The sequence below is a fragment of the Streptomyces sp. NPDC015130 genome, from assembly GCF_043080005.1.
Taxonomy (GTDB): Bacteria; Actinomycetota; Actinomycetes; order Streptomycetales; family Streptomycetaceae; genus Streptomyces.
Genome location: NZ_JBIBVC010000005.1, coordinates 475,927 through 493,303 on the forward strand (window position 1 = coordinate 475,927; position 17,377 = coordinate 493,303).

At 71.9% G+C, this 17,377-nt stretch carries 22 protein-coding genes; 5 read left to right on the forward strand and 17 right to left on the reverse strand.

What is annotated here, in order from left to right:
- Positions 1-12 precede the first annotated feature (12 nt).
- From ACF08F_RS13665 to ACF08F_RS13675, 3 genes are all read right to left on the reverse strand, one after another.
- Positions 13-642, reverse strand: a complete 630-nt coding sequence (locus tag ACF08F_RS13665) for a TetR/AcrR family transcriptional regulator (protein WP_392298666.1) — start codon at positions 640-642, stop codon at positions 13-15.
- Between the two features lie 31 nt (positions 643-673).
- Entirely contained in the window at positions 674-1,918 is a 1,245-nt protein-coding gene (locus tag ACF08F_RS13670; protein ID WP_392298667.1) for a GNAT family N-acetyltransferase, read from the reverse strand.
- A gap of 117 nt (positions 1,919-2,035) precedes the next feature.
- The gene (locus ACF08F_RS13675; RefSeq protein ID WP_392298668.1) at positions 2,036-2,674 is read right to left on the reverse strand and encodes an ABC transporter substrate-binding protein; all 639 of its coding nucleotides are present in this window, start codon (positions 2,672-2,674) and stop codon (positions 2,036-2,038) included.
- A 129-nt stretch (positions 2,675-2,803) separates the two neighbouring features.
- Here ACF08F_RS13675 and dtd point away from each other — a divergent pair, with 129 nt between their 5' ends.
- Positions 2,804-3,229, forward strand: a complete 426-nt coding sequence (dtd, locus tag ACF08F_RS13680; protein ID WP_392298669.1) for a D-aminoacyl-tRNA deacylase — start codon at positions 2,804-2,806, stop codon at positions 3,227-3,229.
- Positions 3,230-3,256: 27 nt separating this feature from the next.
- On the opposite strand, the gene ACF08F_RS13685 is transcribed toward dtd, so the two are convergent.
- The 6 genes from ACF08F_RS13685 to ACF08F_RS13710 form a co-directional block, all read right to left on the reverse strand.
- Positions 3,257-4,237, reverse strand: coding sequence for a YgfZ/GcvT domain-containing protein (locus tag ACF08F_RS13685; protein ID WP_392298670.1), 981 nt, complete (start codon positions 4,235-4,237; stop codon positions 3,257-3,259).
- Between the two features lie 69 nt (positions 4,238-4,306).
- Entirely contained in the window at positions 4,307-4,819 is a 513-nt protein-coding gene (locus tag ACF08F_RS13690; RefSeq protein ID WP_392298671.1) for a Fur family transcriptional regulator, read from the reverse strand.
- Positions 4,820-4,861: 42 nt separating this feature from the next.
- The gene (locus tag ACF08F_RS13695) at positions 4,862-5,434 is read right to left on the reverse strand and encodes an FABP family protein (RefSeq protein ID WP_392298672.1); all 573 of its coding nucleotides are present in this window, start codon (positions 5,432-5,434) and stop codon (positions 4,862-4,864) included.
- A gap of 240 nt (positions 5,435-5,674) precedes the next feature.
- Positions 5,675-6,640, reverse strand: coding sequence for a hypothetical protein (locus ACF08F_RS13700; protein WP_392298673.1), 966 nt, complete (start codon positions 6,638-6,640; stop codon positions 5,675-5,677).
- Entirely contained in the window at positions 6,637-7,464 is an 828-nt protein-coding gene (locus tag ACF08F_RS13705; protein ID WP_392298674.1) for a hypothetical protein, read from the reverse strand. The genes ACF08F_RS13700 and ACF08F_RS13705 overlap by 4 nt, the downstream gene beginning before the upstream one ends.
- Positions 7,465-7,481: 17 nt before the next feature.
- On the reverse strand, positions 7,482-8,237 hold the full coding sequence (locus tag ACF08F_RS13710; RefSeq protein WP_392298675.1) for a hypothetical protein: 756 nt from the start codon (positions 8,235-8,237) through the stop codon (positions 7,482-7,484).
- A 176-nt stretch (positions 8,238-8,413) separates the two neighbouring features.
- Here ACF08F_RS13710 and ACF08F_RS13715 point away from each other — a divergent pair, with 176 nt between their 5' ends.
- Complete coding sequence (locus ACF08F_RS13715; protein WP_024756301.1) at positions 8,414-8,776, forward strand: DsrE family protein; 363 nt, start codon at positions 8,414-8,416, stop codon at positions 8,774-8,776.
- Positions 8,777-8,843: 67 nt separating this feature from the next.
- On the opposite strand, the gene ACF08F_RS13720 is transcribed toward ACF08F_RS13715, so the two are convergent.
- The 8 genes from ACF08F_RS13720 to ACF08F_RS13755 form a co-directional block, all read right to left on the reverse strand.
- The gene (locus tag ACF08F_RS13720) at positions 8,844-9,104 is read right to left on the reverse strand and encodes a DUF3099 domain-containing protein (RefSeq protein WP_392298676.1); all 261 of its coding nucleotides are present in this window, start codon (positions 9,102-9,104) and stop codon (positions 8,844-8,846) included.
- 218 nt (positions 9,105-9,322) lie between these two features.
- Positions 9,323-9,613: a DUF1416 domain-containing protein gene (locus tag ACF08F_RS13725; RefSeq protein ID WP_389307668.1), complete on the reverse strand. Its 291-nt coding sequence runs from the start codon at positions 9,611-9,613 to the stop codon at positions 9,323-9,325.
- Between the two features lie 45 nt (positions 9,614-9,658).
- A complete protein-coding gene (locus tag ACF08F_RS13730; protein ID WP_392298677.1) occupies positions 9,659-10,498 on the reverse strand; it encodes a sulfurtransferase in 840 nt (279 codons plus the stop codon).
- Between the two features lie 165 nt (positions 10,499-10,663).
- A complete protein-coding gene (locus ACF08F_RS13735) occupies positions 10,664-10,744 on the reverse strand; it encodes a putative leader peptide (protein WP_350497993.1) in 81 nt (26 codons plus the stop codon).
- A gap of 186 nt (positions 10,745-10,930) precedes the next feature.
- On the reverse strand, positions 10,931-11,617 hold the full coding sequence (locus tag ACF08F_RS13740; RefSeq protein ID WP_392298678.1) for a DUF2993 domain-containing protein: 687 nt from the start codon (positions 11,615-11,617) through the stop codon (positions 10,931-10,933).
- A 114-nt stretch (positions 11,618-11,731) separates the two neighbouring features.
- Complete coding sequence (locus ACF08F_RS13745; protein ID WP_392298679.1) at positions 11,732-12,955, reverse strand: hypothetical protein; 1,224 nt, start codon at positions 12,953-12,955, stop codon at positions 11,732-11,734.
- Positions 12,956-12,965: 10 nt separating this feature from the next.
- Positions 12,966-13,220 (reverse strand): MoaD/ThiS family protein, encoded by a 255-nt coding sequence (locus tag ACF08F_RS13750; protein ID WP_024756296.1) that lies wholly within the window; start codon positions 13,218-13,220, stop codon positions 12,966-12,968.
- Positions 13,221-13,265: 45 nt separating this feature from the next.
- Positions 13,266-14,090 carry an alpha/beta hydrolase gene (locus ACF08F_RS13755; RefSeq protein WP_392298680.1) on the reverse strand — a complete coding sequence of 275 codons (825 nt, stop codon included), beginning with the start codon at positions 14,088-14,090 and terminating at the stop codon, positions 13,266-13,268.
- A 217-nt stretch (positions 14,091-14,307) separates the two neighbouring features.
- Here ACF08F_RS13755 and ACF08F_RS13760 point away from each other — a divergent pair, with 217 nt between their 5' ends.
- The 3 genes from ACF08F_RS13760 (at position 14,308) to ACF08F_RS13770 (ending at position 17,371) form a co-directional block, all read left to right on the forward strand.
- A complete protein-coding gene (locus tag ACF08F_RS13760; protein ID WP_392298681.1) occupies positions 14,308-15,129 on the forward strand; it encodes a response regulator transcription factor in 822 nt (273 codons plus the stop codon).
- A gap of 24 nt (positions 15,130-15,153) precedes the next feature.
- A complete protein-coding gene (locus ACF08F_RS13765) occupies positions 15,154-16,179 on the forward strand; it encodes a LacI family DNA-binding transcriptional regulator (protein ID WP_392298682.1) in 1,026 nt (341 codons plus the stop codon).
- A 109-nt stretch (positions 16,180-16,288) separates the two neighbouring features.
- Positions 16,289-17,371 carry a S1C family serine protease gene (locus ACF08F_RS13770; RefSeq protein WP_392298683.1) on the forward strand — a complete coding sequence of 361 codons (1,083 nt, stop codon included), beginning with the start codon at positions 16,289-16,291 and terminating at the stop codon, positions 17,369-17,371.
- The last annotated feature ends 6 nt before the right edge of the window (positions 17,372-17,377 follow it).

Here is a 17,377-nt window from a genome sequence, read left to right on the forward strand (position 1 = left end):
CCGGGCGGCAGGTCAGTACGGCAGCCCCTCCCGGAGCGCCCGGAACGCCCGCCCCGCCGCGGCCACCGCGTCCGCCGCCACCTCCCCGGCCGTCTCACCGCCCGCGATCCGGGCCGTGTTCTCCTCGGCGAGGACCCGCAGCACGGCCACGATCTGCCCGGCCGCGATCCGCGCGTCCAGCGGATCGCCGCCGAGCGCCTCCGCGAGGGCCGCCTCCGACCGCGCGCGGTACCCGTGGAGGCGGGCGACCAGGGCAGGCGTGCCGTACAGGAGCCGGTGGTACGCCAGCACGGCCGGGTGGTCGCAGAGACCGGTCACCGGGTCCTGCCTGCGGAGCCCGTCGAGCACGTGCGCGTACAGCGCGTCGAGCGGAGCCGTACCGGCGAGCCGCCCGGCGGCCACCACCCGGGCGGCCTCGTCCTCGTGGTCCGCGAACCGGTGGAGGACGAGGTCCTCCTTGGCCGGGAAGTACCGGAAGAGGGTCGGCTTCGACACCTCGGCGGCGGCGGCCACCTCCGCGACCGAGACCGCGTCGAAGCCCTTCTCCAGGAAGAGCGCGACGGCGGCCTCCGACAGGGCCTGCCGGGTGCGCTCCTTCTTCCGTTCGCGCAGCCCGGACGACTCCGGAGCGTCCGAGGTCATGAACTCCCTCTCCTTTCCCGGCCCGTAGGGCTCAGAAGACATCCGGCGAGAACGGCCGCAGCGACGTGCGGAACAGCAGGTCGGCGCGGGCCGCCGCACCGGGGGTGAGCTCCTCGACGCGGCCGAGGCGGGCGAGCCGTACCGCCGACTCGTCGCCGAAGGCCAGCGTCCCCAACTCCGCGATGTCGAAGGCGAGATCGGCGGAGTCGGTGGTACGGACACAGCTCGCGCCCGCCGGGGAGGCGTCGAGACGGTAGCGCCCGCCCGCCGGCCCGGTCCCGTCACGCAGGTCGAGGACGAGGCTCCCGTCCACCGGATACGTCCGGCCCTCCAGGACCTTGACGACGTCCAGGACCCGGACCCACATCATGTCCGCGTACGTCAGCATCTTCGCCGCGCGCGGGTCCGGCAGGAGCAGCGGCAGCAGATCGTCGGGCGCCCGGTAGCCGGAGCGGACCGTGGTGATCCAGTCGACCGAGCAGACGTACTGCCAGAGGGCCCGCTCGGCGGCCGGGGTGACGGCGATCAGGTCCCGCACGGACGCGGTGTTCAGCGGCTGCTTGGCGTCGTCCCACTTGTCGTCGGCGGTGTAGGCGACGTACCCCTCCACCTCGCCGGAGGCGGAACGGTAGACCGCGTAGAACGGCTCCTTCCACGGGTCGAGCTGGTACCCGAGACCGGTGCCCTGCTCCCAGAGGCGCGCGGTCCGGTCGGTGACCCCGGCGCGGACCCCGGCGAGCCGGCGGTGCACCTCGGGGCCGATCTTGCGGATCTCCTCGCCGTCGGCCAGGTCGATCCGGCCGCCGTCGTCCGGGCGCCCCGTGCGCCGCGGGTCGAGCCCGGCCCGCGGCACGTCCACGCTCCACTCGGTGGCCCAGCTCGCCGGCCCGAAGCCGTACCGGCCGTAGATGGGGTACTCGGCGGCGATCAGAGTGGCGATCGCGTCGCCCCGCTCCTTCGCCGCGGCGAGGTCGACGGCCATCATGCGGCTGAGCAGCCCCTGGCGCCGGTGCGTCGGGGAGACGGTGACCTGGGTGACGGCGTTGGCGGTGAGGCTGCCGCCGCCGACCGTGCTGACCTCCTGCCGGAACGACCGGAAGGTGGCGACGATCCGGTCGCGGTCGAAGACGCCCTGCGTCCGCGCGAGATCCGAGTTCGCGAGCCGGTCGGCGACCAGCTCGTCGGGGACGTGGGGCGGCCGGAGGAACCCCGTCTGCAGGGCGAGGAGCCAGCCGGGGAACTCGGATTCCGTCACCGCACGCACGTCGACACTCATCCTTCGACCCTACGCAGCGCCCCACCACGCCCGCACCCGGGTTTTCCCCGGCACGGCCCGGCGTCCCCGGCCCCTCGGACACTCGCCACGTCCACGACCAGGTCGGTCCCCGCCCCCTCAGGCCAGCAGGTCGTCGACCTGCGCCTCGCCCTCGCGGTAGCGGCGGGCGATCTCGCCGCTGCAGTCGTCGGCGGTCCGCTGGAGGTGCTGCCGGCGGCGCGAGATCTGCTGCTCGTACCCCGCGAGCCGCCCCATCGCCGTGTGCAGCTCCTCGTCCGTACGGGCCGTCAGGTCCGACAGCTCGACCTCCGACAGCATCTCGGCCGCCAGCCGCCGGTACTCGTCGCCGCGCGGCGTCGACATCGTCACGTGCCGGGCCGAGCTGCGGTGCCGCGAGGGGACGTCGGCGAGGATCTCGGAGAGCCGGTCGAGGACCGGGGCCTCCGGGTCGGTCCGCCGCGCCAGCTCGGCCCGCAGGATGTCGATCCGCCCCTGGAGCATCCGCCGTACGTAGCTCAGGTCGGCCTCGTCGCTCTGCGCCTCGCGCCGCAGCGCGCGCAGCTCGGGCAGCCGCAGCGCGCCGAGCTCCGGCCGCGCCGGGTCCGCGAGGGCCGGCTCCCCGGTCCGCTGCACGGGTGGACGCACGATCGGGCTTCCGCCGACGCCTACGGCGGGGCTTCGCCCCACCCCTGCGCTTCCGGCGCGGAACAGCGGTACGGGACCGGACGGCGTCGGCCCGGTGCCAGGTGCACTCATGAGAATCGTCCCCTCGACCGGTGCGGAGCCGCACCGCCTGACAGGCATCGTGCCACTCCCACCCGGGCCCGTGCAGGCGCTCTGCACCCGTTCGGCCCCTTACTGTTCCCGGCCGGTACGTTGGGACGCATGCGAGCTGTGGTGCAGAGAGTGGACGGCGCGAACGTCGTCGTCGCAGGGGAGACCGTCGGGGAGATCGTCGGCGAGGGGCTGTGCGTCCTGGTCGGGGTGACCCATGACGACACCCCGGAGAAGGCGGCCCAATTGGCCAGAAAGCTCTGGTCCGTCCGGGTGCTCGACGGCGAGAAGTCATGCTCCGACGTGAACGCTCCGCTGCTCGTCATCTCCCAGTTCACCCTCTACGGAGACGCCCGCAAGGGCCGCCGCCCCACCTGGAACGCCGCGGCCCCCGGCCCCGTCGCCGAGCCGCTCGTCGACGAGGTCGTCGCGCAGCTGCGGAACCTGGGGGCGCACGTGGAGACGGGCCGCTTCGGAGCGGACATGCGCGTCTCGCTCACGAACCACGGCCCGTTCACCGTACTGATCGACGTCTGAGCCCCCACGGCCCGACGGTCGTCGCCCCTACGGCTCGACGACCGTCTCCTGGGCGGCCGCCGTGTTCCCGGCGAGCAGCGGCGCGTCCACCGGGACGTTCCGCTTCACCAGGGCCAGGGCGATCGGGCCCAGCTCGTAGTGGCGGACGGCGCTCGTCACGAAGCCGAGCTGCCGGCCCTCCTCACCGTCGGCGGCCAGCCGGACCGGCGCGCCGTGGGAGGGCAGCAGCACCTCGCTGCCGTCCAGGTGCAGGAAGACCAGACGGCGCGGGGGCTTCCCCAGGTTCTGCACGCGGGCGACGGTCTCCTGGCCCCGGTAGCAGCCCTTCTGGAGGTGGACGGCGCTGCCGATGAGGCCGACCTCGTGCGGGATGGTCCGGTGGTCGGTCTCGAAGCCGAGCCTCGGCCGGTGGCCCTCGACGCGCAGTGCCTCGTACGCGAGGACACCCGCGGCCGGGCCGTGCGAGGCCGCGAAGGACTCCAGGTCGGCGCGGGGCAGGAACAGGTCGCGGCCGTGCGGGGTCTCCCGTACGACGGCGCCTTCGGGGACCTCGGCGATGGAGCCGGCCGGGAGGTGGACGACGGCGATGTCGTCCGTACGGTCGGCGACCTCCACCCGGTAGAAGAACTTCATCGACTCCAGGTACGCGAGGAGTTCGTCCCGCGTCCCCGGCTCGACGTGCGCCCACACGGTCTCGCCGTCGTCGACGAGGTACAGGGCGTGCTCGATGTGCCCGTTCGCGGAGAGGATGAGCGCCTCGGTCGCCCGCCCGGGCGCCAGGTCGGTCATGTGCTGGGTGACGAGCAGGTGCAGCCAGCTCAGCCGGTCGTCACCGGTGACGGCGACGACACCGCGGTGGGAGAGGTCGACGAAACCGGAGCCGCCGGCGAGGGCTCGCTGCTCACGGAACAGGTCGCCGTAGTGGGCGGCGACGCCTTCGTCGCGCCCTTCGGCGGCGACGGCGCCCGGCAGGGACAGCAGAGGGCTGGTCGTGGAATGTCGCTGCATGGGAGCCAGCCTACGACTCGCCGGACGACGACCTCGGGGCCGTCCTGCCGATCAGGCCTCTCGGCCCTCTCAGGCCCCCGCGGCCTTCCCGCTCTCCCCGACCGCCCCGACCGCCTTGGCCTCCTTGGCCTCCTTGGCCACCCCGGCCTTCGCCGCCTTCGCGGTGCAGTCGGCGCACCGGCCGAAGATGGCGAAGTGCTTCATGTCCGTCTCGAAGCCGAAGGTCTCCCGGAGCTTGCCGGTGAACTCGGCGGCCACCTCGACGTGCGCCTCGATGACGCCGGAGCAGTCACGGCAGACGAGGTGCAGATGGTGGTGCCGGTCGGCGAGGTGGTACGTCGGAGCCCCGTGCCCCAGGTGCGCGTGGCTCACCAGCCCGAGCTCCTCCAGGAGCTCCAGGGTCCGGTACACGGTGGAGATGTTCACCCCGGAGGCCGTCCTGCGGACCTCGCCCAGGATCTCGTCCGGGGTCGCGTGCTCCAGCGTGTCCACGGCCTCCAGGACAAGCTGGCGCTGCGGGGTCAGCCGGTAGCCGCGCTGCCGCAGGTCGCTCTTCCAGTCGGTGCTGTCGGTGGTCACCACGCCCTCCATTGTAGGAGGGCGCGGCGCGCCACCCCCGGGTGTCTAGCGGAAGAAGGCGATGCCGTCGTCCGGCAGGTCGCCGAGGTTGCGGGCCATGTCCGCGACCTCCTCGGGCGTCACGACCTTCTTCAGGTGGGCCGACATGTAGGGGCGGAGCGGGACCTCGGGGGTCGCCTTCTCGCCGACCCACATGAGGTCGCTCTTGACGTAGCCGTAGAGGCGCTTGCCACCGCTGTACGGGCTCGCGGCCTCGGTCCGGGCGACGGCGTCCGTCGCCAGGTCGATCTGCGGCTTCTGGTCGGCGAGCTCGCCGTACCAGACCTCGACGATGCCCTGGTCGCGGACCATGACGACCTCGACCTTGCGGTCCTTGTCGATGCGCCAGTAGCCGCTCTCGCTCTCCAGCGGGCGGACCTTGTTGCCGTCGTTGTCGAGGACCCAGGAGTGCGAGTGGTACTCGAGGAAGTCCCGGCCGTCGTGGCTGAAGGTCACGGACTGGCCGAAGTTGCACTTCTCGGCGCCGGGGAAGTCGGAGACGCCCGCGCCCTCCCACGTACCGAGCAGGAACGCGAGGGGGACGAGGTCCGGGTTGAGGTCGGACGGGATCTCGATCATGAGCAGCTCTGGCGTTCTCTAGAGGTGGTTAGCGCTGGCCCTGGTACAGCTTCTTCACGGCCAGACCGGTGAAGGCGAGCACGCCGACACAGACCAGGGCCAGCAGAACTTCGAAGAAAATGATCACGGAGTGCTCCTCGAGTGAGCGGTGAAGGCGGAACGGGCCGGACCCCAGCTTAGTGGGCGGGGGCCCGGCCCACTCTGTGAGGTGGGTCTAGCGACGCGGCGTGACGAACGGGCTCAGCCGAGCAGCTGCGCCTGGAGGGCGACGGTCTGCTGGAAGGGCACGGTGAGCACCTCGCCCTTACGGGTCTGGGTGATCACCCCGAAGGTGTCGCCCGCGGCGATGTACGCCCACCGGGTCTGCTCGGTCCCGTACTCCCCGTCCTCCGTGTAGGCGTAGGCGGAGACGCCCGGGACCACGATGTCCTTCGTGGACATGTCGATCTTCGAGGCGTCGACCCCGAGGGGCAGCCGCTCGAACTGCGAGACCTCGCGCATGGTCTCGTCCTTGAACGCCTCCGCGTAGGCCACCGAGGAGAACCGCAGCAGGTGGATCCGGGTCGTCGTGCCGTCCGGGGCGGTCCAGCCGCGGGCGGCGACGTGCCGGAGCGCGGACTCCGCCGCGTACTCCTTCACCGGGGCGCGGTCCTTCTCCTTCAGCAGCGCCAGGTACGAGTCGAGCCCGGCCCAGCCGCCCTTCAGCTTCGGGTCGGCCGTGGCGCCGGCCGGGGCGGGCAGCAGGAGCCGTCGCAGGTCGGCGTGGTGGATCTCGCCGTCGTTGCCGTCGCTGAACGGCCGCGGGGAGCCCTCGGGCAGCGCCGGGAGCGTGAGCTCCGGGTACTCCCAGCGGCCGTCGGACGCGGTCGCGAGCCCGGGCACGTCGGACCGGTCGAGGGCGGTGATCCCCATCGCCGTCCCGGCCCCGACCCCGCCGCAGACGAGGACGGCGGCGGTCCAGCGGGCGATGCCCAGGAGCAGGGCCTTCCGGGACCTCCGGGGCTTGGGCTCGACCGTCTCGGTCCGAGCCTGCTCGGGCGCCGGGAGCGACGACTCGGGTGCCGGGAGCTGCTCGGGCGCCGGGAGCGACTCGGGCGTCCCGGTCTGCTCCGTCGTCCCGACCTGCTCGGGCGTCCCGGTCCGCTCAGGCGTCTCGGCCTGCTCCGTCGTCCCGGCCTGCTCGGGCGTCTGGGTCTGCTCGGTCATACGTACTCCCCCGGGGACTCGATGTGTTCGAGCTGCTTCTTCAGCAGGTCCGCCACGCGCGCCTTGTCGAACGGCTTGGCGCCCGCCGCCTTGACGGTGACGAAGACCTCGGAGTCGTACGCGATGCAGTACATCTCCCCCAGCGCCACGGCCCGCTCCTTCTTGTCGAGCGAGTCGTTCTCGGGTGCCAGGTAGCAGGCCGCGTTCCGGTGGTCCTTCACCTTGGGCCCCTTCGGGAACTCCAGGGTGTCGAGGACCTCCTTGCGGATGCGGTAGCTGGTCCTGATCTGCTTCTTGTCCTTCATCCGCATGATCTCGACGGTGACGACGACGTCGTTGCCCAGGTCGGCGAAGGTACGGACGCCGACGCCCGCGATGCCCAGCTTGTCGACCTCCTTCTCGAACGCGCGGCGCTTCTTCCCGGAGAGCCCTTCGCCCGCCTGCTTCATCAGCGCGGTGGCCTCCGCGGCCCCGAGCTCGCCGTCGTTCCCGTACAGCCCCTCGTCGGGGCCGAAGGCGTACCCCTGCGGCAGCGGCAGCAGGAGCTTGCCGAGTGGCGTGCCGGTCCTGCCGCGTGCGTGTGCGGCGGCCGGGTCCTCGTTCCTGTCCTTCGCCGCGGCGTCCGTCGAGCCCCACACCTCGGTCGGCGCGGTGCGGTCGGCGGAGGAGACGGTGACGGCGGTGTACGCGACGCCGCCGCCGATCAGGCCCAGGACCAGCACGGAGGGCAGGACGATTCCGAGCAGGACCCGCCGGGCACCCCGCTTCCCCTTCGCCTTCCCGTCCGGCTCCGCCGGCTGCTGGTCCACCACGGGTTCGGTCACGTCGTTCCGGTCCTCACTCACAGGCGCCCCAGCTGTCGCTCGGCCAGCGAACGGATGTCCTTCTCCGCGACCTTCTTCGTGCCCACGACGAAGATCTCGACCGCGATGTCACCGCGGTCGAAGTAGGCCCGGGCCTCGTAGATGTCCTGGTAGCCGGCCTTCCGCTGCACGGGGAAGACGTAGTAGCGGCCGTGGGTCGAGCCCTTGAGGGCGGTTCCCTCGCTGTCGGCGTAGTCCTCGTCCGGCATGTAGAACTGCTGGTCCTCGACGAAGTCCCGCGCGCCGCGGACGTCGTTGGAGCGGTACTGGACCAGCCGGATCTCGGTCGCCGTGTGCTCGCCCGTCATCCAGGACCCGACCGCGATCCGCCGGATGCCCAGGTCCAGCTGGTAGTCGAGCACTTTGCTCGGCCCCTTGAACTGCGACGCGAAATCGCTCACCGACATCCAGCCGTCGGCGTCGTGGAACTCGGTCTTCTTCGCTCCGGCGGGCTTCGGCAGCAGCAGCTTCCGCAGATCGCCCTGCGTCTTCGCCTGCAGGTCGTCCTTGGCCGGCAGCGGCGCGGTCTCCTGCCCCTTCGGGAGCGGCTTCGCCGGGTAGGCGAGGCCCGGCTGGTTGAGCGGCGGGAGGGCGACGGGCTCCCGCTCGGCCTGGATGCCGTAGCCGACGGCGGTGCCGCCGACGAGGCCGAGGACGGCGGCGACGGCGACGATGCCGACGGTACGGAGACCGCGGCGGCGCGGACGAGCGACCGGACCCGCTGGTTCCGTCACCGCCTCCGACTCCGGCGGTGGTCCGGTTCGCCGCTGTTCGTCCGCACTCCGGATACTTTCTTCGATGCTCAAGAGTCCCCCCACGAGACCTGAAGCGCGGATTCCGATCACCCGCGCACCCAGCTGACACGCGAGGGGCACCAGGGGTTGCGGCGGCGCGCATTACAGTTCGGCACATGGCGAAGAAGCTCGTGATCAAGGTGACCGCAGGGGCCGACGCCCCCGAACGCTGCTCCCAGGCCTTCACGGTGGCCGCCGTCGCCGTCGCCAGTGGGGTCGAGGTCTCGCTCTGGCTGACCGGCGAGTCCTCGTGGTTCGCCCTCCCGGGCCGCGCGGCCGAGTTCGAGCTGCCGCACGCCGCGCCCCTGCCGGACCTGATCGACTCGGTGCTCGCGGCCGGCCGGGTGACCCTCTGCACGCAGTGCGCGACCCGCCGCGAGATCACGGAGAAGGACGTCCTGGACGGCATCCGCATCGCGGGCGCCCAGGTCTTCGTCCAGGAGGCCATGGCGGACGAGACGCAGGCCCTCGTCTACTGAGGACCGGCGGAATCTCCTAGGGCGTGTGCCAGGCGCCGTCGGGCAGGCGGGACTTTCGCAACACGCCCTAGGACCGGCGCTTCTTGCCGTCGAGTTCGTCCCACCACTCGTCCGACTTCGGGTCCCCGGAGGGGTCGTCCCACCAGCGGTCCTCAGGGCCCCGCCGGTTCGCGACCATCGCGGCGAACGGGGGGATGACCATGGCGACGACGCACATCCCGATCGCCACCGGCATCGAGAAGAGCCGCACGACGGCCCAGGCGCCCACGAAAAGCACCAGGCAGGCGCCCATCATCCAGAAGTAGACGTGGCGACGGCGTGCGTACACACCTTCAGCGTACGTCCGGACGGGTCGCCCGTCACCGGCGGCCGGAGGCTGCCGCAGCGGCTCGGACCCTGCTCGGCGCCCCGGCGCCGAGCAGTGCGAGGGCCGCGTGAAAGGAAAGGACCGGAGGGCCGTGCCTCAGGTCCTGGTGATGGCGTCCAACCCCCCAGGAGGCACGGCCCTCCGGCCGTTCGGGTGCGGTGTGTCACCGCGTCCGCGGATCAGACCGCGATGGCCACGTCCGTCAGGCCGCCGGCCTCGGTGACGACGACCTTGCGGTCGGCCTGGGCGCCCGGAACCAGGGCGCGCAGGGTCCACTCGCCGGTGGCCGCGTAGAAGCGGAACTGGCCGGTGGCCGAGGTCGGGACCTCGGCGGTGAACTCACCGGAGCCGTCGAGGAGGCGCACGTAACCGGTGACGGGCTCGCCGTCCTTGGTCACCTGGCCCTGGATGGCCGTCTCACCGGGCTTGAGCGTGCTGACGTCGGGGCCGCCGACCTGAGCTCCACACATGTTCTCTGTCCTGTCCTAGAGGAATCGGGGGTCGCGCGACCGGGACTACTTGTTGGCGCCGAGCTCGATCGGCACGCCGACGAGGGAGCCGTACTCGGTCCACGAACCGTCGTAGTTCTTGACGTTCGTGACCTCGAGCAGCTCGTGCAGGACGAACCACGTGAGCGCGGAGCGCTCACCGATGCGGCAGTACGCGATGGTGTCCTTCGCCAGGTCGACCTGCTCGTCCTCGTAGAGGGCCTTGAGCTCGTCGTCCGACTTGAAGGTGCCGTCGTCGTTGGCGTTCTTCGACCACGGGATGTTGCGGGCGCTCGGCACGTGGCCGGGGCGCTGCGACTGCTCCTGCGGGAGGTGCGCGGGGGCGAGCAGCTTGCCGGAGAACTCGTCGGGCGAGCGGACGTCGACCAGGTTCTGGGAGCCGATCGCGGCCACGACGTCGTCGCGGAAGGCGCGGATCGAGGAGTCCTGGGCCTTGGCCTTGTACTCGGTGGCCGGGCGGGACGGCACCTCGGCGACGAGGTCGCGGGAGTCGAGCTCCCACTTCTTGCGGCCGCCGTCGAGGAGCTTCACGTCCTGGTGGCCGTAGAGCTTGAAGTACCAGTAGGCGTAGGAGGCGAACCAGTTGTTGTTGCCGCCGTAGAGGACGACCGTGGTGTCGTTGCCGATGCCCTTGGCCGAGAGGAGCTTCTCGAAGCCCTCCTGGTCGATGAAGTCACGGCGGACCGGGTCCTGAAGGTCCTGGGTCCAGTCGATCCGGACGGCGTTGCGGATGTGGTTCTTCTCGTAGGCCGAGGTGTCCTCGTCGACCTCGACGATGGCGACCTGCGGGTTGTCGAGGTTGGCCTCGACCCAGTCCGCGTCGACCAGGACGTCGCTGCGAGCCATGCTGTTCTCCTCCGGGGCAGTGTGCGGCGGTGTGGTGCGGTTGGTGCGGGTTTGTGATGCGGTACGCGTCGTCGCGTGGCGTACGACGGACGTGCGTACGGCTGCACAGGGTGGCCCCGACCGCGGTCGAAGGGCCTGAGGGAATACGGGAGTCGGCGCTCCCGCTCAGACTGAACGACAGAGCATGGCGGCGACGCGGCACAGGTCTACTGCCCGCCGCTTCGTGAGATCCGCCTGTCGCTTCATGCCCTCGATCGTAGGGACGGACAGGCGGCCGTGTCACCGGTGTGTCGTATTTTGAGACGCGATCGTCCGAGATGCGAGACGTGATCACCGTACGAGTCGGCTCCGGACGCCTCCGTACAGCGGTGTCCGCTTCGGTTTCTGCGGATCGGACGGGGGCGTCTCACCATGTGATCACCGCGCCGTTCGTCAGCCCCCCAGGGCGATGTCCTTGCCCGAGACCGCGACCGCGAGGCCCTCCGGCGTCGCCTCGACCTTCTCCACCTTCATGCCGGCGATCAGACCGATCGGCCGCTCGAAGTCGGTCCGCTTGCGGACCAGTTCCTCCACACCCGGGATGCCCTCACCCGGCACCTCGTCCGCGCGCACCTTGATCGTGTCGCCGTTGACGATGGTCACGGTGGACAGGACCGAGCGGGTGAGCGTGCGGCCCATGATCTCGACCCCGCCCGTGACCTTCAGCTTGCCGTCGCCCCCGTAGGCGACGGTCGCCTCGCGGTCGGAGGCCGCCGTGAGGTCCGCGTACGAGATGAGGGCCGTGCCCGAGGCCGAGCCCGCCCGCGCGCCCGCCCAGTCGCCGGTGACGGTCACGTCCCGGAGCCCGGCCGTCAGCTCGGAGATCTTGACCTTCCGGCTGCCGGCCGTCGTCTCGACGCCCTTCGCCACCACGTCGACCTCGCCGAAGCGCTTGTCCATGACCTGGGTCAGGAAGGGGAAGCCCTTGATGTCGACCTCGACCGAGTCGCTCCGGGCCCCCGAGAGCTTCACCCGGCTCGCCGCCTCCGACTCGGCGTACGCCACGGCGAGCCGGTCGATCCCGACGAACACCCCGCCCAGCACGACGGCCACGATCAACAGAATCCGCAGTGCTCGCATGGGTTGTGCGTCCCCCCGGTAGAGAGTCAAAGGTCTGGATAAGCGTTCGGCCCCCCGACACGAAGATCGACGTGTCGAGGGGCCGGTTGGTTCCCCTGCCGTGGCCGGCCCTGCTCAGCCGAGGGCGCGGCCCAGCAGGTAGACGGCGGGCGCGGCGGCCGTCAGCGGCAGCGCGATGCCCGCGGTCATGTGGACGAAGCGCGACGGGTAGTCGTAGCTGGCGACCCGCAGGCCGATCAGCGCGCAGACCCCGGCCGCGAGGCCGACCAGCGCCCCGGAGGTGCCCAGTCCGGTCAGGCCGCCGGCCGCGATCCCGGCGCCCGCGCCCGCGAGGAGCGCGACGACCAGGGAGACCGGGCCGGGCAGCGGGAGCGCCCGGGCGACGACGGTCGCGGCGACCGCGATCCCGCCGGCGACGACGGTGTCCGGGTCCGCTCCGAGGTGCCCGGCGGCGACGACCGTCAGCGCGGCCGAGGCGATGGTGGCCATCAGGCCGTACATCCGCTCGTCCGGGTCGGCGTGGCTGCGGAGCTGGAGGACGAGACAGAGCAGCACCCAGGCGCCGAGCGTGCCCAGGATCGCGGCGGCCGCGTGCTCCCGGCCGGTGGCGAGCAGGGCGGCGTCGGCGACGAGACCGCCGGCGAAGGCGAGGGCGATGCCCTGGCGGGCCGGCCACATGCCGTTGAGCCGGAACCAGCCGGCGGCCGTGAGGCCCTGGAGCAGCACGAGCGGGACGAGCAGCCCGTACGGGCCGAGGGCGGCGCCGCCGGCGAGCAGCAGGCCGAGGACGGCGGTCAGGACCGCCGGCTGGAACCCGGGCTCGATCACGGGCGAGCGGCCTTCGGCACGCGCGCGCTGGGCGTCGGTGATCCGGAGGTTCCCGGAGGTGGTCGGCGAGGACCAGCCGGGCCCGGCCTCCTCTGCCACGGCGGCGGCCGCGGGGGCGGTCACGGGGGCGGTCACGGGGGCCATGGGCTCCCCGGCGGGCGTGCCGTACGCCACGGGGGCGGCCGGGGCCGCCGCGTACGGCTGCTGCTGGTGCTGCTGCTGCTCGTACATCACGCCCTGCGGCGGCAGATACGCCGTGCTGTCGTACGCCGGCTCGTACGCGGGCTGCGCGTACGGGTCCTGGTACGGGGCGGGCTCGTACGCCACGGGCGGCTGCTGGGCCTGCTGCGCCGCGGGCCGCGCCACCGGCTGGACCGTGGGCTGGAACTGCGTGTCCCAGGTCTGGCCCTCCCACGTCTGCGTGACGTCGTGGGCCTGCGGCCCGTGCCCCTGCGGCCCGTGGTCCGGCTGCCCGTTCGCGTACGGGTCGTACTGCTGGTCGTTGCTCATGCTCTGGGGTTCACCCTCCTGCGAACGGGGGGAGCACCTCGACCGTGCCGCCCTCGGCAAGCCGTACGGTCTCATGGCTCCGGGTGCCGACGGGGTCGCCGTCGATCAGGAACGAGCACCGCTGGAGGACCCGGACGAGCTCACCGGGGTGCTTCTCGCGGGCCGCGTCCAGGGCCTCCGCCAGGGTCTCGGCGGTGTACGGCTCCTCGGCGACACCGGCGGCGGCCTTGGCCGCGGCCCAGTAGCGGATGGTTCCCGCTGCCATAGCGGCGCTCCCTTCGTTCGTGTGCGCGCCGCCCCCCATGATGGGCTATCGGCGCGTGAGCCAGTCCCCCAGCCGGGCGAGCAGCTCCTCGTCCGCCGCGTTCTCGGCGTGGCCCATGCCGCGCTCCAGCCACAGCTCCGCCGCGCCGCCGGCGGCGGCGGCCAGCGCGCGGGGGTGGTCGAGCGGGAAGTACGCGTCCCGGTCGCCGTGCACGACCAGCAGCGGGACCGGCGCGATCAGCGGGACCGCCTCGACGGGCGAGAGGGGTACGGGGTCCCAGGCCCGCCGGTCGATCCGGGTGCGGAGCCCGTACCGGCCGACCAGCCGGCCCGTGGGACGGGTGACCACCCAGTGGAGGCGGCGCATCGGGGCCGTGCCCCGGTAGTACCAGCGTGCGGGGGCGGAGACGGCTGCCACCGCGTCCACCCGGCCCTCCGTGCCCCGCTCAAGGGCCGCGTGGCGCAGGACGACGGACCCGCCCATGGAGAAGCCGACCGTCGCCACGCGCGCGTGGCCGAGCTCGCGGGCCCAGCGGACGGCGGCGGACAGGTCGAGGACCTCCCGGTCGCCGACCGTGGAGCGGCCGCCGGAGCCGCCGTGCCCGCGGAAGGAGAAGGTCACGACGGCCGCGCCGCGCTCCGCGAAGGCGCGGGCGGCGCGGCGGACGGCGGGCCGGTCCGCCGATCCGGTGAAGCCGTGCGCGACGACCACGGCCGTATCGGTGACACTTGCCGCAGGTGGTTCGTAAACCGCCTCGATACGGACACCGTCATCCGTACGCAACATCACACGCCGTGGATCAGCAGGATGGACGGAAGTGAGCGACGAGACATCCACCATGTGAAATCGGCTCTCTCCCTCTGAACTCATGTGGGCTATTCTGCTGGGCAGAGGATCCGGGCGATGCAGCCCCCGGGTCCTTTTGCGTTTTCCGACCGTTGTTACGGATAGGTGAACAAAAGCTCTCAGGGCGCGAGAGCCGTCAGTGATCTGTACGAAGCAGTGCACGTCCTCGCAGGGACCGAGGAGGAACCGACGTTATGAGCGAGCGAACGCAGCACGTCCGACCGATGGCAGGTGGCGCGGTATGAGCTCTCTGCTGCTCCTGACCAACGCCCTCCAGCCGTCGACCGAGGTGCTGCCCGCACTCGGCCTGCTGCTGCACAACGTCCGGGTGGCCCCGGCCGAGGGCCCGGCCCTCGTGGACACCCCCGGCGCGGACGTGATCCTCGTCGACGGCCGGCGCGACCTCCCGCAGGTCCGCTCGCTCTGCCAGCTGCTGCGCTCCACGGGGCCCGGCTGTCCGCTGATCCTCGTCGTCACCGAGGGCGGCCTCGCGGCCGTCACGGCCGACTGGGGCATCGACGACGTCCTGCTCGACACCGCGGGCCCGGCCGAGGTCGAGGCGCGGCTGCGGCTCGCGATGGGCCGCCAGCAGATCGTCTCCGACGACTCCCCGATGGAGATCCGCAACGGCGACCTGTCGGTCGACGAGGCGACGTACAGCGCGAAGCTCAAGGGCCGGGTCCTGGACCTGACCTTCAAGGAGTTCGAGCTGCTCAAGTACCTGGCCCAGCACCCCGGCCGGGTCTTCACGCGTGCCCAGCTCCTCCAGGAGGTGTGGGGGTACGACTACTTCGGCGGCACCCGTACGGTCGACGTCCATGTGCGTCGGCTGCGGGCGAAGCTCGGCCCCGAGCACGAGTCGCTGATCGGCACCGTGCGGAACGTCGGATACCGCTTCGTCACCCCGGAGAAGGTCGAGCGCGCGGCGGAGGAGGCCCGGGCGAAGGACACCCGGTCGGCCGAGGCCGCCCGTACCGCCCGTGTCAAGGAGACGGACCGCGACGTCACTCCGGCGGAGGACAGGAACGTGGCGGACGCCACAGTGCGACCTGCCGGTAGGTAGGTCACCCCGCGTAGACTGCCGCGCGTGGCCAAGGTGACGCGGGATGACGTAGCTCGACTGGCAGGTACTTCGACCGCGGTCGTGAGCTACGTGATCAACAACGGACCCCGGCCGGTCGCCCCGGCCACGCGCGAGCGTGTCCTCGCCGCCATCAAGGAGCTGGGCTACCGCCCCGACCGGGTGGCCCAGGCGATGGCGTCCCGACGCACGGACCTCATAGGCATGATCGTCCCGGACGCCCGCCAGCCCTTCTTCGCCGAGCTGGCGCACGCGGTCGAGCAGGCCGCCGCCGAGCGCGGCAAGATGGTCCTCGTCGGCAACTCCGACTACCGCACCGAGCGCGAGATCCACTACCTGCGCGCCTTCCTCGGGATGCGGGTCTCCGGACTGATCCTGGTCAGCCAGGGCATGAGCGAGCAGGCCGCGAGCGAGATCGAGGCCTGGGACGCACGTGTGGTGCTGCTCCACGAGCGGCCCGAGGCGATCGACGACGTGGCCGTCGTGACCGACGACATCGACGGCGCCAAGCTCGCCGTCCGGCACCTCCTGGAGCACGGCCACGCGTACGTGGCCTGCCTGGGCGGCGTCCCGAACACCCCCGCCGTCGGCGACCCCGTCGCCGACCACGAGGAGGGCTGGCGCCAGGCCATGCTGGAGGCGGGCCTGTCGATCGAGGGCCGGCTGTTCCAGGCCCCGTACAACCGCTACGACGCCTACCAGGTGGCCCTGAAGCTGCTCTCCGGCCCGGACAGGCCGCCGGCCATCTTCTGCTCCACCGACGACCAGGCCTTCGGTGTCCTGCGGGCGGCGCGCGAGCTGCGCATCGAGGTGCCCACGGAGCTGGCGGTCGCGGGCTTCGACGACGTGAAGGAGGCGGCGCTCACCGACCCGCCGCTGACCACGGTCTCCTCGGACCGCCCGGCGATGGCCAGGGCCGCGGTGGACCTGGTCCTGGACGACGGCCTGCGCGTCGCCGGCTCGCGCCGCGAGCGGCTCAAGCTCTTCCCCTCGACCCTGGTCGTCCGCCGCTCCTGCGGCTGCGGAGAGTAGCCCCCACCCCCTCCTCCCCCGGCCTCTTTATATGGGGCATACAGGGTTCTGTCGGGCTTCTCAGCCGGTCCTCAGACGGCTCTCATGAACGGCTCCGAGAGTCATAGCCATGACGGACTTCCAGGAGCAGCAGCCACAGCCACAGCAGCCGTACTATCCGCCGCAGCCCCCGTACGCCCCGACCCGGCCGATCACCACCGAGCCGGGCACGACGGTCTGGCCGTCCGGCGGGCACGTCCCGCCGCCGCCCGCCGGCCCCCCGGTCGCCACCGCGGCGGCCGGCGCCGCTCCGGGCTCCCGCCGGCGCGCCAAGCGCGGGGTCGGGCTCCTCGCCGCCGTGGCCATCGCGGCCGCTGCGGTCGGCGGCGGCACGGCGACCCTCGTCCAGCAACTGACCTCCGACAGCCCCGTGACCGCCTCCTCGGTCGTGAACGGCACGAACGTCTCCGCGAGCAGCGTGGGCACGGTCGCCGGCGTCGCCCAGGCCGTCTCCCCCTCCATCGTCGAGATCTCCGCGAGCTCGAACTCCGGCAAGTCCACCGGCTCGGGCGTGATCATCACCTCCGACGGCGAGATCGTCACCAACAACCACGTGATCTCCGGCGCCTCCTCGATCTCCGTCCAGCTCAGCGACGGGAAGACGTACGAGGCCCAGGTCGTCGGCACGGACCCCGACAAGGACCTCGCGCTGATCAAGCTCCAGGGCGCCTCCGGCCTCAAGGCCGCCACGCTCGGCGACTCGTCCGAGGTGAGGGTCGGCGAGGAGGTCGTGGCGATCGGCTCCCCCGAGGGCCTCACCGGCACCGTCACGAGCGGCATCGTCTCCGCGCTCGACCGCGACGTGACCGTCGCCAAGGACGACGACGGCGGCAGCCAGGACCAGCAGCAGGGGCAGCGGTACGACCCGCGACAGGGCTGGCCGTTCGAGTTCGGCGGACAGCAGTTCAACGGCGACACGGGCACGTCGAAGACGACGTACAAGGCGATCCAGACCGATGCCTCGCTCAACCCGGGTAATTCCGGCGGCGCCTTGATCAATATGAAGGGCGAGATCATCGGAATCAATTCGGCCATGTATTCGCCCAGTTCTTCGAACGGTTCCACGGCAGGAAGTGTCGGCCTCGGATTCGCCATTCCGGTCGACGCGGTGAAGGCCGACCTGGACAGTCTGCGCGCGGGCGGCGACAACTGACCGGCG

Bases quoted from the DNA above. Each gene is read 5' to 3' on its own strand.
- ACF08F_RS13735 (WP_350497993.1), bottom strand. From the start codon at position 10,744: ATGAAGCGACAGGCGGATCTCACGAAGCGGCGGGCAGTAGACCTGTGC.
- ACF08F_RS13740 (WP_392298678.1), bottom strand. From the start codon at position 11,617: ATGCGAGCACTGCGGATTCTGTTGATCGTGGCCGTCGTGCTGGGCGGG.
- ACF08F_RS13675 (WP_392298668.1), bottom strand. From the start codon at position 2,674: ATGAGTGCACCTGGCACCGGGCCGACGCCGTCCGGTCCCGTACCGCTG.
- ACF08F_RS13670 (WP_392298667.1), bottom strand. From the start codon at position 1,918: ATGAGTGTCGACGTGCGTGCGGTGACGGAATCCGAGTTCCCCGGCTGG.
- ACF08F_RS13770 (WP_392298683.1), top strand. From the start codon at position 16,289: ATGACGGACTTCCAGGAGCAGCAGCCACAGCCACAGCAGCCGTACTAT.
- ACF08F_RS13665 (WP_392298666.1), bottom strand. From the start codon at position 642: ATGACCTCGGACGCTCCGGAGTCGTCCGGGCTGCGCGAACGGAAGAAG.
- ACF08F_RS13695 (WP_392298672.1), bottom strand. From the start codon at position 5,434: ATGATCGAGATCCCGTCCGACCTCAACCCGGACCTCGTCCCCCTCGCG.
- ACF08F_RS13700 (WP_392298673.1), bottom strand. From the start codon at position 6,640: ATGACCGAGCAGACCCAGACGCCCGAGCAGGCCGGGACGACGGAGCAG.
- ACF08F_RS13760 (WP_392298681.1), top strand. From the start codon at position 14,308: ATGAGCTCTCTGCTGCTCCTGACCAACGCCCTCCAGCCGTCGACCGAG.
- ACF08F_RS13750 (WP_024756296.1), bottom strand. From the start codon at position 13,220: ATGGCAGCGGGAACCATCCGCTACTGGGCCGCGGCCAAGGCCGCCGCC.
- ACF08F_RS13685 (WP_392298670.1), bottom strand. From the start codon at position 4,237: ATGCAGCGACATTCCACGACCAGCCCTCTGCTGTCCCTGCCGGGCGCC.
- ACF08F_RS13725 (WP_389307668.1), bottom strand. From the start codon at position 9,613: ATGTGTGGAGCTCAGGTCGGCGGCCCCGACGTCAGCACGCTCAAGCCC.
- dtd (WP_392298669.1), top strand. From the start codon at position 2,804: ATGCGAGCTGTGGTGCAGAGAGTGGACGGCGCGAACGTCGTCGTCGCA.
- ACF08F_RS13755 (WP_392298680.1), bottom strand. From the start codon at position 14,090: ATGAGTTCAGAGGGAGAGAGCCGATTTCACATGGTGGATGTCTCGTCG.
- ACF08F_RS13730 (WP_392298677.1), bottom strand. From the start codon at position 10,498: ATGGCTCGCAGCGACGTCCTGGTCGACGCGGACTGGGTCGAGGCCAAC.
- ACF08F_RS13745 (WP_392298679.1), bottom strand. From the start codon at position 12,955: ATGAGCAACGACCAGCAGTACGACCCGTACGCGAACGGGCAGCCGGAC.
- ACF08F_RS13715 (WP_024756301.1), top strand. From the start codon at position 8,414: ATGGCGAAGAAGCTCGTGATCAAGGTGACCGCAGGGGCCGACGCCCCC.